Source organism: Syntrophorhabdus sp., assembly GCA_012719415.1.
Taxonomy (GTDB): Bacteria; Desulfobacterota; Syntrophorhabdia; order Syntrophorhabdales; family Syntrophorhabdaceae; genus Delta-02.
Genome location: JAAYAK010000048.1, coordinates 13,985 through 31,096, shown reverse-complemented (window position 1 = coordinate 31,096; position 17,112 = coordinate 13,985). Strand labels below are relative to the sequence as shown.

Sequence of the window (17,112 nt, the reverse complement as noted above, 5' to 3'; positions counted from 1 at the left end):
GGATATTTTCTCTGAAAATCCCGCATCAGTTTAAATTCAATTTGTGGAAGATGCTTGAGGTTTATTTTCCATTTCCTACACTGGCGCTCTATAGTGGTGTCTAAAACCCATTCATCCAGAAGTCCCTTAAACAACCATTCGTTTTTCGGTAAATCTCTTACATGTTCTATGAATTCATTCCATGATACGTTTTCTGTCTTAATTTCATACCCCATCCGACACCCCCTAAAACATACAAAGCTTTATCCTTCTCTCAGGTTTGGAATAATAAATTCGTCCATAATGTCTTTTAGCTTATTAGAATCTCGTTCTGATGCATGGAAAATCAACTTTTCGCAACACGGATATATTCTAAATGTTAAAATAAAATCATTTGAAGCTTTATAATTGACTTCCACATTTGTAACCTGTTTTGATATGGGTTTTATATTTAATGTTATTTCATTGTTCGTACCATTTTCTTGGTTATTATCTTTGTGCCGGTCGAATTTCACCATATGTTGCTTGGTAAAAAAATACAGACCCTTACATTCATTCCCATCCTTTTCGTCTATAATGAGAAACAAATCATCTGGTTTTTCATGCAATACTAATTCATAATACTTTTTGCATAAACGCATCCTATCTTTTATTTCTTCTTCTTTTCCTTTTCCTTTTATCGGATAGAATTCAATTTTTAAATCTATATCGAGTTTCTTATTCATAATATCCCCCTGTTACTTTTATAATGGTTTAATCAAAAGCACTTCTCAGCATATTATTAATCAATGCCGAATAGTTTGCAAATAAGTAAAAAAAACTACACCACAAACTATTTTGCGTTAATTACCAATTGAAACTATGCGTTATTGTAAAATAACAAAAATATTGATTTCATGAAGCAACCGTGAAGAACTTTAAACGTAAAAAGATCCATTGATGACTTGATCTCCATCGAGCCCACAAAACCATCGGCACCAAACCTTTTGCTTAGCACAATGAAGCCTCAGGTTTCTCGGATGGGTTCCTGTATGGCTTTCGGGTGCCGGAGTCAGGTGATCCATTTTCGTCTGATGTTCATGAGGCTTACCGCAAAAAGGCCCACGCAGAACACTCCGAGGAGGGACAGGTCGAGGGTGAAGGGCATGGAGTGTCCGCCATGCACGGCTCCGTGCAGCACATCCACCCCGTAGGTGAGGGGCAGGACATACGAGAGGGGCTTCAGAAAGACCGGCAGCTTCTCGATGGGAAAGAAAAGCCCGCAGAGGAAAACCATGGGGAAACGAAAGAAATTCGAGAAGGTCTGCGCCTCAAACACCTCGCTGACGGAAACGGCGATGAAAAGCCCGAGGAAGGTGGAGGCCACGGCGATCATGAAAACAGCGGGGATGAAAAGGCCCCAGGAGACCCGGGACAGATCGGTGAGAAAAGCCGCCATGGCGACGGGTATAAAGGCGTTGGCCACGCCGAAAAGGATGGCCCCGCTCGTCTTCGCCAGCATAAGGAGCTCAAGTGGTATCGGCGCCAGCAGGAGCCGCTCGAAGGAACGGTTCTTCTTTTCGAAGGTCACCGTAACCGATAACATCGATGTCGTACCGAAGAGAATGGAAAGGGCTGCCACGCCGGGGAGCAGGGCCATTATCCCTTCCAGGCCGGTGCCGGACTTGATGAAGAACATTCCCGTCCACGCAAGGGGAAAGATGAGCCCCCAGCTGACGTTCGGCGGTTTCAGGTAATAGGTCCGCATGTCCTTGACCAGAATGTTCCAGAAGGCGATCCAGAGTTTCACTGTCCTCCTCCCGCCTTTTCCTTCTCTTTGCGCATGGCGTCAACCTCGACACCGGTGATCTGTACAAAGACGTCCTCGAGTGATGGCCGCATCCTCCTCGCCTCGGTGACCTCGGCGCCGTTATCCTCCAGGAAACGGACCAAGGGACCCACGGGAACGGGCTCGCCGGCCTCCACCCGGATCGATCCCTGACCCCGGGTCGTGAATTCGAGACCGGGGAAGGACTCCATGAGCCTCTCTCGTATATTGTCGGGAATACTCGCGCAGGAGACATGCACCACATGTTTTTCCCTGACGGGCTGGATCAGGCGTTCGACCGTATCGGTCCGGACGATGTGGCCGGATACGATGAAGGCGACCCTGTCGCAGAGCCGCTCGGCCTCCTCGATATAGTGTGTGGTCAAAAAGACCGTGGTTCCGGCCCGGTGGAGATCGGCGATGAGTTGGCGCAGTTGGCGCGCGCCGGCCACATCGATCCCCGTGGTGGGTTCGTCGAGAAAAAGGATCTCCGGCCGGTGAATGATCCCGGCGGCGATCGCCAGCTTACGCTTCATTCCCCGGGAATAGCCGCCGAATTTGCGCTTTGCGGCCTGCGAGAGACCGAACCTGTCCAAGAGTTCCGTCGAGCGGGACCGGCGCTCGGCCTTATCAAGGCCATACAGGGCGGCACAGAAGCAGAGATTCTCGAACCCGGTGAGTTCGGGGTAGAGATTACTCTCGTCGGGAACGACACCGATGAGGTGCTGGGCCGCCCGTGGTCTACCCGTGCAATCGATATCGCCGATCCGGATAGATCCCGAATCGGGACGGGCGAGACCGGTGAGCATGTTGATGGTCGTCGTCTTGCCGGCACCGTTGGGGCCGAGAAATCCGAAAAGCTCGCCCCGGCGCACGACGAAAGACAGACCTGAGACGGCTTCGACCTCCGCGAAGCGTTTCTTCAGGCCCTCAACAACGATGGCATCATCCATTTCCTGGCCCTGCGCGGGCAGACCCCGGTACTCTCGGGACCTTGAAACGCCCGGCACTCATCCCCTTCTCCCCTGTTCCCTGTTTTCTCTCTTTCCTGATGCCCGATTCACAACTTCGAGGAAAGAAAATCGTCCATTTTCTTCCTGTCAGTCGCAACATCGACAGGCACATGCTCGTTATTGAACAGGACATTCGTCGAGCTTCTGAAACCATATGGTATGGCCTCAACCGAATCCGTCGTGTATATCTTGAGCTCTATCCTGTCGCCGTACTTCGCCTTCATTTCCTCGGCTACGCCTATAGCCTTCCTGCAGGACATTCAAGAAGGGTTTCCGCTGTGAAAAACAAGAAGCTCTGGCATGTGTTGCACCTCCTTCTGTTCAACTCGTGCGATCATGGCGCAGGAGCCCCGGCACTGAAACTCGGCACCGGACTGCCTCCCGCCCGTTTTATCGGGTCATTATATCACGCCGCCGTCACTTGGAACCATATAAGACAGGTTCAAGGGAAAGAGGCTGTTACGGGTTGTGGGCCGTCACGCGATGTCATGGCATGGCGGGTATACCTCAGCCGGGTTTGCCTTGCGTCAGCTCTACCATTACCGTTTCGCCTTTCGCCCGCAGTTCTCCTCCAGCGGACAAAGTGGTGCTCACGATCACTTTGCGGGTTCCAATCTCCGTGATCCTTCCCCTTATCTCCAGGACCGTTCCCATGGGGGCCGGTTTGAGATAATCCACTTTCAACGATGCGGTGACAAAGCGCGGAGCGGGTCTCGGGTCGTCAGGCGTGTAGTCCTTCTCCCGCATCCTGGCCGCGGTGGCGGAAGCGGCGCCGTGGCAGTCCATCAGCGAGGCAATGAGACCGCCATAGACGTTTCCGGGAAAACCGCCCGAATGATAGGGTTTGGGTGTGTAATGACACACCGTCTCTTCACCGTCCCAGTAGCTCTTGAGCTGCATCCCGTCCTGGTTGAGCCGTCCGCAGCCATAGCAATGGGAATACTCGTCAGGATAATGATCCTGAAATGCCTTTTCCGACATGGCGTCTCCTTTTCCGTCCACCTGCGCTTGCCGCGGCAATGCCTGCTCTCATCCCGGCAACCCCCCTGAAACCGTCGTCGTCTAAAGTCTCTAACCTGGAACCTCTAACCTGGAACCTGGAACCGTTCTTTTGCAGCACGCGGCCGACATGCCGGCGAACTCCTGCGGCCGTGACGCGATGAATGCTTCCAGTCGTTGACGATCGCCCGCCATATCCTCCTCCTTCACCCGTTCAGCGATGGAAAGGAAGAGAAGACGCTTGAAAAAGTCCGACTCGTTGAGACGGTAATGCATCCATTTGCCTTCCCGCCTGTCCTGCACGAGCCCCGCATCCTTGAGGATCTTCAGATGAAAGGAGATCCTCGACTGAGACATATCGACAGCCGCCACGATGTGGCACACACAGAGTTCACCGTTCTCGAGAAGCTTCACTATCCTCAGCCGCGTTTCATCGGACAAAGCCTTGAACACCGACAGAAGATCCTTCATCATTGCCTCCCTTCATATCAATTATTCTAGATATGTGTATAGTACGAATGTCTCGATATGTCAATGCTGTATTTTTCGATACTTCAATCTTTCTTGATATGATTGCCTTGACAGGAGCCCCTGACATGCTCTAGTATGGATGGTATGGAACCTTTGCCTTCCTCTCTCGTCATGCTTGATAACGCGCCTTGCTGAGGCCCGTCGGAAAAGCGGGGTCCGGTGAGGCCCCCTCGTCTTGACCAGTCTTTTGTCACGGGTGTGATCAAGACCGTTGTCGGTCCCGTCCCCCGGGTATCGAAGGTCTTCAGCGCAATGGATCGCATCGGGGCCTTCAAGGCGCGGTGGGGGATCGGGCGGATGCAATACAGGGTCGACGCGGGCCTTTACGCGATAGGGGAGCCGACCGCGCAATCCCCGGTCTTCGTCACCTCCAACTACAAACTCACATTCGATCTGCTCAGACGGGCCATCGCGTCGATAGACGGGTGGATCCTCGTGCTCGATACGCTGGGGATCAACGTGTGGTGTGCCGCAGGGAAAGGCACCTTCGGGACCGACGAACTGGTAGAGCGCATCGAAGCGAGCCATCTTGCCGGTATCGTGAGCCACCGGAGACTCATACTTCCCCAGCTAGGGGGGCCGGGCGTTGCGGGCCACGAGGTGAAGAAGCGCTCCGGCTTTCAGGTTATCTACGGACCCGTTGAGGCTGAAGACATACCTCTATTCCTTGAAAAAGACCTCAAGGCGAACGAGCGGATGAGGACGAAGGGCTTCGGCTTCACGGAAAGGCTGGCGCTTGTCCCGATGGAGGTCGTGCCGGCCGTGAGGTCAGGGCTTCCTGCCGCGGCGGGCCTCTTTGTTCTGTGCTTCCTTCTCGGCGGGTTTTCGCTATCGAGGGCCCTCGAATGGCTTGTGGTCCCTGCCGTGTCCATAGGAGTTTCCATACTCGCGGGCGCGGTGTTCACCCCTGTCTTGCTTCCCTGGCTTCCGGGCCGGGCCTTTTCGGTCAAAGGGCTTGCGATGGGCATCCTGTCGGCCCTTTCCGTCGTAGCTCTTTTTCGCGGCATAAGCATACTGGAAATAATGGCTTTGCTTGTCTCGATCCCCGCCATGTCCTCTTATCTCGCGATGAATTTCACCGGTTCCTCCACGTTCACTTCGCTTTCCGGCGTGAGAAAGGAGATGCGCTTCGCCCTTCCCCTCGAGATCGGGGGCGCGGGGGCAGGCCTCCTGATGTGGATCATCGCCCTTTTGGGAGGATAGAGGGACAAAAATGCAACCCATGGTCTACCTCAAAAACGTTGTGACGCTTACCCACACACCGGAGTTGTGCAATGGCTGCGGCATCTGTCTTTCCGTGTGCCCCCGCCAGGTGCTTGAGCGTCTCAACGGGAAGGTCGGGATCACTAGGCGCGACGCCTGCATCGAGTGCGGCGCCTGCCAGCGCAACTGCCCTCGAGGGGCGGTGACCGTCAAAGCGGGCGTCGGCTGCGCCTCGGCCCTCATCAACCAGATGCTCGGCAGAAAGAAAGCCTGCTGTACTGTCGGCGATTAACGGCCGGCCGCTTCCTCTTTTCGGCGGGCGCTGATGATGGAGGCTGCCGTCACTGCGAGGATGATGATGCGGCTGACGCTCGGATATTCTACGATTTGTTGGATACTATGTACTTTGAGATGATGGGTGTCAAGAACAATGGTTGCGGTATGCACGGTCCCAATCCGACACAATCCTGATCGCGCCCTCCCCCCGGTGGGCGATGTCCGTTACTTCATGGCCCGGACCGCGGGCAGGAACCAGGCGCCCGCCGCCTTCATGTCCGCTATCGCCTGTGCCGCGGTGTCCGGAGCCACGCCCCGGATCAGGTCCTCGATGACGACAACGGAGTAACCGAGGTCAAGGGCGTCCATCACCGTGGCCTTGACACAATAGTCGGTGGCTATGCCGTATACAATGAGGTGCGTCACTCCCAGGGCCTTGAGGATCCCGTCGAGCTCGGTGTTTGCCCCGCCGTCGTCCCGGAAAGCGGAGTAGCTGTCGTAGCTCGGGTCCTGACCCTTCTTGACGAGTTCGTAGAACAGGTTGTTGTCCACCAGCGCGCGGGAGTCCCCGGCCGTCTGGACGCAGTGAGGCGGCCAGAGGACCTGCATCCTGCCGTCGGGCAGCTCGATCACATCGTAGGGCTGAGACCCCGGGTGGTTGGTGTAGAATGAGATGTGGTCGGCCGGATGGTAGTCACGGCTCCCCAGCACCTTGATACCCATGTAGCGGAACCACCGTGTCGCCCACTGCGCGTCGCGCACATAGGCCGCGTCGGCATCGGCGACGGCCAGGGCCCCGCCCTCGACAAAGCAGGGCTGAACATCTATCACGAGCACAGCCCAGTGGGCTCTCGAAGGCAGGTCGTTCCCGTGAGCCCAGAACGGGAAGACCGTCGTCAGGAGAAACAACGAGATCATGAAAAGCTTAGCCATAAACCCCTCCTTGGTTTGTTGTGATAGTGGACCTTATCGTTTCAATTGCGCCGGACGAGGATGCCACCCTCTTTCAAGGGCAAGCGGTGCAGTGCGCCTGGTCAGTTCCGGCAGATGCGTGCCTTGGGAGGTGCAACTGAATGACGGATGCTTCCGGACCGTCGCGGGGATGCAGCGTGATGTCAGGATACCTCTCTCCCGAATGCCAGCCTGCTACCTGCTCATCTAGCAGATGAAGCCGTTCCTGTCAAGGCAGCCATGGGTCGTATGCACTTGAGATCATAAGCGTTATTGAAGTGACGGGGGTGTCCGTGTCGCCTTCGCAGCAGCTTCTCCCGGTCAGGCCGTGGTTACCCCCGCATCGGATCTTTGGTAGAATAGAGATATGCCGGGAGGTGGAATCATGTCTACCAGGTCATTGAGAATATTGTTGGGGATCGCTGCCCTGGTGTCTATCGCGGCCTGCGCCTCGATAGACTGCGCGTATGATGTCAAGGCGCGTCCGGAACCCATTTACCTCGCCGCCGAGGAAGGCGTCTTCTACGGGCAGAACTACACGGCCTGTTTCGTGATAGACGGCGTCGTCCACAAGGAATACATACCCGAATGCGCGTACCGGTATTATTACGACAGGCAAAACCGGCGACGGCCCGCCGCGCCTGCCACCACGTGGCAGTAGGAACGGTGATCCAGGGTACGTTTCCCGCGTCTTTCTCATTCAGTTGCTTCTCATGGCCGCTTGGGGGCCGGAAAAACGCTCTGATCATTTTCGGAAACATTTCAGAATTGACAATGATGCTGCCTGTGGTAACATCGTTTATACCTTTGCGCCAGTGTATCGTCGGCCCCGCAAAATGGGACACATGAAAGACACGTCGAGAACGACCCGCGAATTGCTCGAAGAGATAGCCTCTTTGAAGGAGAGGATCAGGGAACTCGAGCGCCCGCAAGACAGCGACGCGGGCAGGGAGAAGTCTCCGCCGGAGGGCACCGCCGGGCGCAAAGAGTCCGTGGCATCTCCGCAGTCGAACACCGCTCTCGGCGAGGATGGATACCACTGCGGCAGGATCTGGACGTCCCGGGGTATAACGGAGCGCAGGCGCACCGAGGAGGCGCTCAGGGAACCGGAACGCAAGTTTCGGGACCTTGCCGAGAAGTCCATCGTCGGCATCTACGTCCTGAGGCCGGACGGGGTGGTGCGGTACGTCAACGCGCGATGTGCCGAGATATTCGGATACACCGTCGAGGAGGCCATCGACAAACTGAGCATACGTGACGTCATATTCTCCGAAGACCTTCCCCTGGTGAGTGCCAGCATCGGCAAGAGGACCTCGGGAGAGCAGCCGTCACACCATTACGAATTCAGGATAATCACCAGGACCGGGGACATCAGGTACGTCGAGGTCTACAGCTCCTACACCGTGCACGAAGGAAAACCATCCATCATCGGGACCATGCTTGACATCTCGGAGCGCAAGCATGCCGAGAACGCGCTGCTGGCAAGCGAGGAACGGTTCCGCACCTTCTTCAACCTTCCCATCGTGGGTTTCGCGATAACCGGGGCCGACAGCCGGTGGATCCACTTCAACGACAAGCTCTGCGAGATGCTGGGGTATTCCCGCGAAGAACTCGAAAGGACGACCTGGATGCGAATCACACCGCCCGAGGACCTCGCCAGGGAAAGGCCGATTTTCGAAGACGTGGTGAGGGGCGCAAGGAATGTCGCCGGTTTTGATAAAAGATATATAAGAAAGAACGGCGCCCTCGTCGACGCCTCCGTTTCCACCCAGGTGGTCCGGACCCCTGACGGCTCCGTCGCCTATTTTGCCTCCATCATCCAGGACATCACGGCCCAGAAGAAGGCCGAGGGGGAGATCATCAGGGAAAGGGAGAAACTGAGGACGCTCTCGGACAATGCCCCCTTCGGAATGGTCCTCATCGACGAAGACGGCCGTTTCACATACGTCAACGCGAAATTCACGGAACTCTTCGGGTACGGTCTGCCGGACATCCCCGACGGCAGGACCTGGTTCAGGAAGGCCTATCCTGATGCCGAATACCGGCACGCGGTCATCTCGACCTGGCTCGAGGACTTCCGCAATACCGGGCCGACCGAACGGAAACCGAGGGTGTTCACCGTTACGTGCAAGAGCGGGACAAAGAAGATCATCGAGTTCATACCTTCCAGGCTCGCTTCCGGGGATTATCTCATGACCTGCGAGGACATCACCGAACTGGTACGGCTGGAATCCCAACTGCGCCAGGCCCAGAAGATGGAATCCATCGGGACCCTCGCGGGAGGCATCGCCCACGATTTCAACAACATTCTCACAACGCTCATCGGATACGCCTCTCTCATACAGGCGAAAATGGACAGGGGCAATCCCCTGCGGGCCTACGTGGACCAGATTCTCTCGGCGTCCACAAAAGGCGCCGACCTTACCCGGAGTCTCCTGACCTTCAGCAGGCAGCAACCCGTCACGCTTCTCCCCGTGGATATCAATGATGCGATAAGAGAGACGGGGCCATTGCTCAAAAGGCTCCTCACCGAGGATATCCACCTCGGCGTATCGCTCACGCATGAGGATACGGTGGTCATGGCCGACAAGTCACAAATGGACCAGATCCTCTTCAATCTCATCACCAACGCCCGGGATGCCATGCCCGAGGGCGGGACTCTCACCGTGGAAACCGACATAGCCAATGTGGACAGCTGGTTCATCGAGGCCCACGGTTTCGGAGAGCCCGGCCGGTACGTGTTGATAACCGTTTGCGATACGGGAGAGGGCATGAACGAGGCGACACGGGAGAAGATCTTCGATCCCTTCTTCACCACGAAGGATACGGGCAAAGGGACGGGGCTCGGCCTCGCGACCGTCTACGGCATCGTCAAGCAGCACAACGGGTATATCACGGTGTACAGCGAACCCGGAAAGGGAACTGCCTTTCACATCTACATCCCGGCGGCGATGATGAAGGTCGAAACCGTGGTCGACACGGCGGTGCGCACGGAAGGAGGGAAGGAGACGGTCCTCATAGCGGAGGATGATGAAGGAGTGCGGCAGATCATGCGGGAGGCCATCGAGGATCATGGCTACATGACCATAGAGGCGGTGGACGGCCAGGACGCGATAGAGAAGTTCGAGTTGCACCACGACATAGACCTCATCATCCTCGACTCCGTCATGCCAAGAAAGAACGGAAGGGAGGCCTTTGAGAAGATACGCGCCATAAACCCCCGCATCAAGGTCCTTTTCATCAGCGGATACACCAGGGATATCGTCCTCGACAAGGGGATCAAGGACAGGGAGTTCGACTTCATCCCCAAACCGCTCATGCTCGACAGGTTCCTGCAAAAGATCCGCGAGATACTGGACAGAGAGGAGAACGGATGAGACTGCTTGTGATGCTGTTCCTGGCTTCGCTCTTCGCTCTTTCCCCGTTGCTGGCGGCCGAGGTCACGCGGGAGATCCCGGGATCGAACGCGAAGCCCTCGTTCATGCCGGCGGAGAGGGCGAAAGCCATGTTCGAGGACGGGAGCGTCAGGGCCTTCATGTCCGCGGTGGCGAAAGACTTCGGCGGGAAGTGCTCCATTCCGGACCACACAAAGACCGAGGCGGTGATAACACAGCGCGGCAGCGGCGATTTTTCGTCCACCTTCTATGAAGTGACGATCCCCTGCCCGGGGGACAACGGCCTGACTGTGGTGGTGATCACCGCGGAGTTCTCCCCTCCCCTCGGAACCCCCCTCGACCTCATCCTGTCACTGAGATACAGGCGATGATGACGCCGGGATGATCGCCTCACCCGGGTCTTGAAACGTGAAACCTTGACCTTGAAACCTTCTTACTTTCCCAATGCCTTCGCGTAGGCGAACACGGCCTTCACGTAGCTGTCGCAGTGATTGTAGGCATAGACGGCCTGACGGTTCTCTTCAGGTTTGCCCTTTTCCCATCCGTGGCTCCTGAGGTAGTTGGCGACGCTGGCCACGGCATCGCTCATTGTGAAGAGATCGATAGTGCCGTCGGAGTTGCCGTCCACGGCAAACCTCATATACGAAGAGGGGATGAACTGGGAGATGCCGAAGGCGCCGGCCCAGGAACCGCGTATCGAGAAAGGGTCCTTGTTCTGCTCCCTGCACAGGGCAAGGAGTTCGGCAAGCTCCCCGCGCGCCCACTCGGACCGCCGATTCTCGATGACGGCCATCGTCGCGAGGCTGTTGAGGACCGGATAGACACCTGTCGCGGAACCAAAATTCGTTTCCACCCGAAGGATCGCCACTATGATCTCCTTGTCAACGCCGTACTCCTTCTCGGCGCCCATCAACGCGTCCCGGTATGTTGCCAGTATGCTCCTGCCCCGCTTGATCGACCGCTTCGTCAGAAGGCCGAACCTGCGGCTCATATAGTTCATGCCCTTTCCCGTTCGACCAACTATGTGCGGATACAGTTCGAAACGGCTGTCCGAGAATATCTCCTTCAGTTCCTCGCTCGTAAACCCCTGCTTCTCAAGGTCGCCAAAGAGCCTGTTGAGGCCATCCTGGTAGACAGGATCGACCCCGGCGTGAACCGGAAAGGAGACGAGGAGAATAAGACCCGTCAGGGCAGCAAATAACGCTATCCGTGACCCTGTTCTCATTATCGACCCCCCGCAGCGTGTACGCGGGACCAGGGGGATGGCACGGAAAGGACGGCGCGCGTTAATGCTTCCCCCCCGCGATCTTCGTGACCATCGACCTCAGACCCGCGGCATTGTCGCTCTTCACGGACCTCGCGATCAGGATATCCGAGGGGCTGACGGCCCTTCCGTAGTAGGCCCTGTTCAATCCTTCCCTCACCGCCACAACGGCGCCTTCGAGGGAGACACCCCCGTAGAGACCCTTGGACCGGGAAAAACTGATGATATCGGCACTCAGGTTGGCCGTTGCCGCATCGGCACCGGCACCGACGGGTCCGACGGCTATGCCGATGTCGGCGCCGAGCTTTACACTGCTCGACAGAAGGGCCATCACCCCCCGTTGCGTCATCGCGAGAAGGACCACCTCGGACGCATCCCCGCCTATCTGGAGACCAAAGCTTGCCTCGCCGACGGTATAAAAGGCCGGTCCCGTCCAGTCGCCCTTGTTCTTGTCACGGACCAGGAAAACACCGCTGCCGCCGGACGCGCCGAGAATGAAAGCCCCCCTGAGCACCTGGGGCGAAACGAAGATGCCCTGAGCGTCCTTCATGAGACTCCGGAAACCTTCCATTTCCTTCGCTCCCGCGAAGGATTCCAGCGTCATCCGAGCCCTCTCCACAAGCTGCCTGGCCTGCACGCCGTCATCGCAACATCCGGGTAAGGGCCCCGGAAGGAACGAACCGAACGGCGCAAACAAAAAGATACAAAGGACCGCGACACAACAAACCGATAAACGAGAGATCATTTTCCCCACGCAACATCCTCCCCGGCGTCTTCCCGCGACCTTCCGTTGAGCCGCGCCTGACCGCCTTTGCATAAAATGGTAAAGGAATACTTTTTCCTTGTCAATGCCGGGCAAAGCGTTTTATGATTGCCTTATAAATCGGATTCCCGGAAGGGAACGGGTCAATTTCTGCTTCCTGGTATTTGTCTCTTTCTCCTCCCATGTTTCACGGGATAGTCCGTTCGGGACACGCTATCTCGCTTGAAATATGAAACACAGTCCAACCCGAAGGGAGGTATCGGCCATGAACGGCAGCAAGCTGTATGTTGGCAACCTGAACTATTCCGTGACAGGTGAAAGATTGCGGGAGCTGTTCTCAGGGTACGGAGAAGTGGGAGAAGTACGGGTCATTGAGGGAAAGGGTTTCGGATTCGTCGAAATGGCCACGAAGGAAGACGCGGAAAAGGCGAAACAGGCTTTGAACGGGATGGATTTCGAGGGCAGGACATTGAGGATCGACGATGCCCGGCCGCAGAAGGAAAAACCGAGGGGAAGGGGGCCGCGCCGCTATTAGCCGGCGCGTATTGCGGGGACGCGACACAGGGCGGTGAAGGGATATACACGACATACATACGGAGGCTGCAATGTCATCAGCAAAAACAGGCGATACTGTCAGGGTCCATTACACGGGAACCCTTTCGGATGGGACCGTGTTTGATTCGTCGCGGGACCGTGAACCCCTCGAATTCACTATCGGCCAGAGCATGGTCATACCCGGATTCGAGAACGGCATCGTCGGCATGAACGAAGGGGAGTCGAAGGAGATATCCATCCCCGCCGCTGAAGCTTACGGCACGTACAACGAGGACCTCGTCGCCGCGGTGCCCCGCTCGCAGGTACCCCCCGAAATGGAGCTCGCCGTGGGAATGATCCTCCAGGTCCGGTCTCCCGAGGGCGCCCTGGCGCGGGCGATGGTGAGGGAGATCACCGACGCGGAGGTCACCCTCGACCTCAACCACCCCCTGGCCGGCCAGGACCTCATCTTCGCGGTGGAACTGGCAAAAATCGTATAAAACAACTGCGTTAGAACCGTTGGAACCGTTGGAACCGGTCGAAAATTTGGCAGTGAAGAGAAAGTCGTTAACGTTCTAACGGCTCCAACCATTCCAACGGTTCTAACGGTTTCATCTGTCTTCCTTGACTTGCCGGGTAAAATCGGGTTACAAGAACTAAACCGATCACGATGACGACCACGGGGTATGGAGGCTTCGACGATGCGGGCTAAGACCAACGACAGGGTGAAGGTCCACTACAAGGGCTTTCTGAGAGACGGCACCGTCTTCGATTCTTCTCTCGGCAAGGAACCCTTCGTCTTTGTCATAGGCGAAGGTTCCGTCATACCGGGATTCGAAAGGGGCATCGTGGGCATGTGCGCGGGGGATACGAAAACCATCACTCTTCCGCCGGAAGAAGGCTACGGCCCCCACAGGGAGGAACTCTGCGCCGTTGTGGCCAGGTCCCGTATCCCCTCCACGATCAATCTCCGGCAGGGAATGAAGCTCGAGGTCCAGTCATCGAGCGGGACCTCCGCCCAGGCCATCGTTCTCGAGGTGACCGATTCCGATGTCACGCTTGACCTCAACCACCCTCTGGCGGGCAAAGAGCTCCTCTTCGAACTTGAGCTGCTGGAGATAGTGCAGAGCACCAACCAGTGACGGGGTCCCGGCGGGTTGGGAAGTCCTGTCGTTCTCCTTTTGTTCTCCGGGATCCATTCCGTTTGACTGTCATCCGAAGATGTGAGGCATTCCCGGGAGAGATGCAGGAATGACAGCAAAGGCCGTTCGTTTCTTTCAGGCCACAATATGGGACATGAGGCTCGCGGGCCTTCCCTTTCCGAAGGCTGTGCTGGTGCGCGGGGCCCGCATCGTCGTCATGGCCGTGGAGAAGTTCAGGGCCGATCATTGCCAGCGCAACGCCTCGGTCCTCACCTACTACTCGCTGCTCAACATCGTGCCCCTCTTTGCCGTGGTCTTCGCGATCGCCAAGGGATTCGGACTGGAGAAGCTGGTGGTCAGGCAGATCGTCCAGCTTGCCAGGGATGCGAACTGGCAGGTCGATGCAACCGCGAGAATGATCCAGTTCTCCCGTTCACTGCTCTCCCACGCAAAGGGTGAGGTGATCGTCGGCGTGGGCATCGTCATCCTTTTCTGGACCGTCATATCCATACTCAGCAGGATCGAGGACAGCTTCAACACCATATGGGAGGCCAGGCAGTCGCGTACGATCGCGCGCAAGCTTACCGATTACCTGTCCATGATGGTCCTCGGCCCCATCCTCTTCGCTGTCTGGAGCAGCATGAACGTGCTCGTCGTGGGAGAGGCGAGGGGTTTCATGAGCGACGTGAGTTTTATCGGTCCCATCACCCTCTTCCTGATCAAGGTTCTGCCTTATCTTTCCATATGGATGCTCCTCCTCATCCTCTACCTCGTCATGCCCAATACGAGGGTGCCCCTGAGGTCGGCCGTTACCGCCGCCTTCGTTTCCGGCGCCTTCATACAGGCAGCCCAGTGGATCTATATCAGGTTCCAGATCGGCGTATCCACACAGAGCGCAATTTACGGCAGTTTCGCCGCCATCCCCCTCTTTCTCGCATGGCTGCAGGTCAGCTGGATCATCGTCCTTCTCGGGGCGGAAATAGCCAACGCGGCTGAGAACCAGGAGACCTACGGGTTTCATCCCGATTATTCCCGCATCGGTAAGGCCGGGCGCCGCCTGCTCATGCTCAGGATATTCCACCTTCTCGTGAAGCAGTTCGAAGCGGGACAGAAACCCCTCACCACCTGGCAGATCAGTAAGGCGCTCAGGATCCCCGAACGTTTCGCAAGGAGGATCCTTGCGGACCTCGTAGGAGTGGATCTCGTTTCAGAAATAACGAGGGGGCCGCGGAAGGAATCCCATTTTCAGCCGGCACGGGCCATCGCCGACATGACCATCACGCAGGTCTTGAACGCTTACGAAAAGAACGACACCGGGGAACCCGTCCGTGAAGACGACAAACTTGCCCTCTCCCTGAAGACCCTCCTCGAAAGCATGGAAAACTCTCCGGCCAATGTGAAGCTGAAGGAGATATGAAGCGCACACGGGTCTGCCCGAAGGGCAGACCCGTTAGACGCTTTAGCGTCGACCCCTACCCCATCCTTGACAGCTTCAGGGCTGGCACGTAGTATCTAGGTATTGAAGGGTGAACCTCGATGATCGACGAAACTGCCCTTGCGGTGCTAAGGAAAAGGTATCTCATCCGGGATGACGCGGGCAATCCTCTGGAGAACCCGGAAGGTATGTTCCGCCGCGTGGCGGAACACGTCGTTTCCGCCGACAGGGGCCTCGACAGGCAGTCCCGTCAAAGGATCGCCGATGCTTATTTTCACGTGATGAACAACCTGGAGTTCCTGCCCAACTCACCCACCCTCATGAACGCGGGACGGGAACTGGGCCAACTGGCAGCCTGTTTCGTTCTGCCGGTAGAGGATTCCCTGGACTCCATCTTCGAATCCATCAAGGAGACCGCCAGGATCCACCAGAGCGGGGGAGGTACGGGCTTCTCCTTTTCCAAGCTCAGACCCGCGGGCGACGTCGTGAGATCGACGATGGGAGCCGCCAGCGGACCCGTCTCGTTCATCAGGGTCTTCAACATGGCCACGGAGGTCATCAAGCAGGGCGGCACCAGGCGGGGCGCCAACATGGGGATCCTCCGCGTCGACCACCCCGACATCGAGGGGTTCGTGGCCATCAAGAACGATCCCGCGGAGCTCACCAATTTTAACCTCTCCGTGGCCGTAACGGACGCTTTCATGACAGCTTGCCGGGAGGACGGCACATTCGCCCTCGTCAATCCCCGCAACGGCCGTGAGGTGCGAAGGGTCCGGGCGCTCCCCCTGCTCGACCTCATCGCGCGCTGTGCGTGGCAGTCGGGTGAGCCGGGGCTCGTTTTCCTCGACACTATCAACAGGGCGAATCCCACACCGCAGGCGGGCGCCATAGAGGCCACGAACCCCTGCGGAGAACAACCCCTCCTGCCTTACGAATCCTGCTGCCTCGGCTCCATCAATCTCGTGAAGTTCGTGAGCGGCGGAGATATAGACCGGGAAAGGCTGGCGAGGCTCGTGCACCTTGCGGTGCGCTTCCTCGATGACGTCATCGACGCAAGCAAGTATCCCCTGGCGATGATCGAAGACATCTCGAAGGCGAACAGGAAGATCGGCCTCGGCGTGATGGGCTTCGCCCACATGCTCATCGCCCTCGGCATCCCCTATGATTCCGGGGATGCCCTGAAGATCGCCGGTGACATCATGGGCTTCATACAGGAAGAGTCGAAGAAGGCCTCCCGGGAGCTGGCAGGTGAGCGTGGTGTCTTTCCCAACTACAGGGGAAGCAAATGGGAAGGCAAAGACCTTCCGCAACGCAACGCCACGACGACGACCGTCGCGCCGACGGGCACGCTGAGCATCATCGCCGGCACATCGAGCGGGATCGAGCCCATCTACGACATCGAGTATTCACGGATCATCTTCGGCGGTCTTAAGGTCCACGTCGTGGACCCCCTGTACGGGAAGATGAGGGACACCGTGGACCCTACCCGCCTCAAAGGGCTCTTCAGGAAGGCCCACGAGGTGAACCCCGACTGGCACCTCGCGGTCCAGAAGGCCTTTCAGGACCATGTGGACAACGCCGTCTCGAAGACCATCAACCTCCCCGCTGACACGACACCTGAACAGGTACGCTCCATCTTCCTCAACGCCCACGCCATGGGCCTCAAGGGCATCACCGTCTTCCGGGACACCAGCAGAGACACCCAGGTCCTCTCCTGCAAGTGCTGACGGGTCTGCCCTTCGGGCACACGGGTCAGCGTCGACTCGTTTGCCCGAAGTGCAGACCCATAAGCGCGCTTGCGCCCCCCTGTGCTATACTTA

The 17,112-nt window shown here is 57.2% G+C and carries 19 protein-coding genes; 10 read left to right on the top strand and 9 right to left on the bottom strand.

Annotation, left to right across the window (positions count from 1 at the left end; genetic code table 11):
- Positions 1-242 precede the first annotated feature (242 nt).
- The 6 genes from GXX82_03040 to GXX82_03015 form a co-directional block, all read right to left on the bottom strand.
- A complete protein-coding gene (locus GXX82_03040) occupies positions 243-704 on the bottom strand; it encodes a hypothetical protein (protein NLT22003.1) in 462 nt (153 codons plus the stop codon).
- Between the two features lie 326 nt (positions 705-1,030).
- Positions 1,031-1,768 (bottom strand): ABC transporter permease, encoded by a 738-nt coding sequence (locus GXX82_03035; GenBank protein NLT22002.1) that lies wholly within the window; start codon positions 1,766-1,768, stop codon positions 1,031-1,033.
- Complete coding sequence (locus tag GXX82_03030) at positions 1,765-2,739, bottom strand: ABC transporter ATP-binding protein (protein ID NLT22001.1); 975 nt, start codon at positions 2,737-2,739, stop codon at positions 1,765-1,767. Before GXX82_03030 ends, GXX82_03035 begins: the two co-directional genes overlap by 4 nt.
- Positions 2,740-2,846: 107 nt before the next feature.
- Positions 2,847-3,059: a hypothetical protein gene (locus GXX82_03025; GenBank protein ID NLT22000.1), complete on the bottom strand. Its 213-nt coding sequence runs from the start codon at positions 3,057-3,059 to the stop codon at positions 2,847-2,849.
- 247 nt (positions 3,060-3,306) lie between these two features.
- Positions 3,307-3,780 carry a PaaI family thioesterase gene (locus tag GXX82_03020; GenBank protein NLT21999.1) on the bottom strand — a complete coding sequence of 158 codons (474 nt, stop codon included), beginning with the start codon at positions 3,778-3,780 and terminating at the stop codon, positions 3,307-3,309.
- A gap of 90 nt (positions 3,781-3,870) precedes the next feature.
- Positions 3,871-4,269: a metalloregulator ArsR/SmtB family transcription factor gene (locus GXX82_03015; GenBank protein ID NLT21998.1), complete on the bottom strand. Its 399-nt coding sequence runs from the start codon at positions 4,267-4,269 to the stop codon at positions 3,871-3,873.
- A gap of 312 nt (positions 4,270-4,581) precedes the next feature.
- Here GXX82_03015 and GXX82_03010 point away from each other — a divergent pair, with 312 nt between their 5' ends.
- Positions 4,582-5,532, top strand: a complete 951-nt coding sequence (locus GXX82_03010; protein NLT21997.1) for an acetyl-CoA synthase subunit gamma — start codon at positions 4,582-4,584, stop codon at positions 5,530-5,532.
- 10 nt (positions 5,533-5,542) lie between these two features.
- Positions 5,543-5,824 (top strand): 4Fe-4S binding protein, encoded by a 282-nt coding sequence (locus tag GXX82_03005; GenBank protein NLT21996.1) that lies wholly within the window; start codon positions 5,543-5,545, stop codon positions 5,822-5,824.
- Positions 5,825-6,033: 209 nt separating this feature from the next.
- Here the strand turns inward: GXX82_03005 and pncA are convergent, their stop codons facing one another.
- The gene (pncA, locus tag GXX82_03000; GenBank protein NLT21995.1) at positions 6,034-6,726 is read right to left on the bottom strand and encodes a bifunctional nicotinamidase/pyrazinamidase; all 693 of its coding nucleotides are present in this window, start codon (positions 6,724-6,726) and stop codon (positions 6,034-6,036) included.
- Positions 6,727-7,144: 418 nt separating this feature from the next.
- Here pncA and GXX82_02995 point away from each other — a divergent pair, with 418 nt between their 5' ends.
- The 3 genes from GXX82_02995 (at position 7,145) to GXX82_02985 (ending at position 10,525) form a co-directional block, all read left to right on the top strand.
- Positions 7,145-7,420, top strand: coding sequence for a hypothetical protein (locus GXX82_02995; GenBank protein ID NLT21994.1), 276 nt, complete (start codon positions 7,145-7,147; stop codon positions 7,418-7,420).
- A gap of 184 nt (positions 7,421-7,604) precedes the next feature.
- Positions 7,605-10,136: a PAS domain S-box protein gene (locus GXX82_02990; GenBank protein NLT21993.1), complete on the top strand. Its 2,532-nt coding sequence runs from the start codon at positions 7,605-7,607 to the stop codon at positions 10,134-10,136.
- Complete coding sequence (locus tag GXX82_02985; GenBank protein NLT21992.1) at positions 10,133-10,525, top strand: hypothetical protein; 393 nt, start codon at positions 10,133-10,135, stop codon at positions 10,523-10,525. Before GXX82_02990 ends, GXX82_02985 begins: the two co-directional genes overlap by 4 nt.
- Before the next feature lie 62 nt (positions 10,526-10,587).
- On the opposite strand, the gene GXX82_02980 is transcribed toward GXX82_02985, so the two are convergent.
- Positions 10,588-11,379 carry a lytic murein transglycosylase gene (locus GXX82_02980; protein NLT21991.1) on the bottom strand — a complete coding sequence of 264 codons (792 nt, stop codon included), beginning with the start codon at positions 11,377-11,379 and terminating at the stop codon, positions 10,588-10,590.
- 61 nt (positions 11,380-11,440) lie between these two features.
- A complete protein-coding gene (locus GXX82_02975; GenBank protein NLT21990.1) occupies positions 11,441-12,163 on the bottom strand; it encodes a lipid-binding SYLF domain-containing protein in 723 nt (240 codons plus the stop codon).
- Between the two features lie 283 nt (positions 12,164-12,446).
- Here GXX82_02975 and GXX82_02970 point away from each other — a divergent pair, with 283 nt between their 5' ends.
- From GXX82_02970 to GXX82_02950, 5 genes are all read left to right on the top strand, one after another.
- Positions 12,447-12,716: an RNA-binding protein gene (locus tag GXX82_02970; GenBank protein NLT21989.1), complete on the top strand. Its 270-nt coding sequence runs from the start codon at positions 12,447-12,449 to the stop codon at positions 12,714-12,716.
- 70 nt (positions 12,717-12,786) lie between these two features.
- Entirely contained in the window at positions 12,787-13,215 is a 429-nt protein-coding gene (locus tag GXX82_02965) for a peptidylprolyl isomerase (protein ID NLT21988.1), read from the top strand.
- Positions 13,216-13,416: 201 nt separating this feature from the next.
- Positions 13,417-13,857, top strand: coding sequence for a peptidylprolyl isomerase (locus GXX82_02960; GenBank protein ID NLT21987.1), 441 nt, complete (start codon positions 13,417-13,419; stop codon positions 13,855-13,857).
- A gap of 109 nt (positions 13,858-13,966) precedes the next feature.
- Positions 13,967-15,274 (top strand): YihY/virulence factor BrkB family protein, encoded by a 1,308-nt coding sequence (locus GXX82_02955; protein NLT21986.1) that lies wholly within the window; start codon positions 13,967-13,969, stop codon positions 15,272-15,274.
- A 119-nt stretch (positions 15,275-15,393) separates the two neighbouring features.
- Positions 15,394-17,019 (top strand): adenosylcobalamin-dependent ribonucleoside-diphosphate reductase, encoded by a 1,626-nt coding sequence (locus GXX82_02950; GenBank protein ID NLT21985.1) that lies wholly within the window; start codon positions 15,394-15,396, stop codon positions 17,017-17,019.
- Positions 17,020-17,112: the final 93 nt, after the last annotated feature.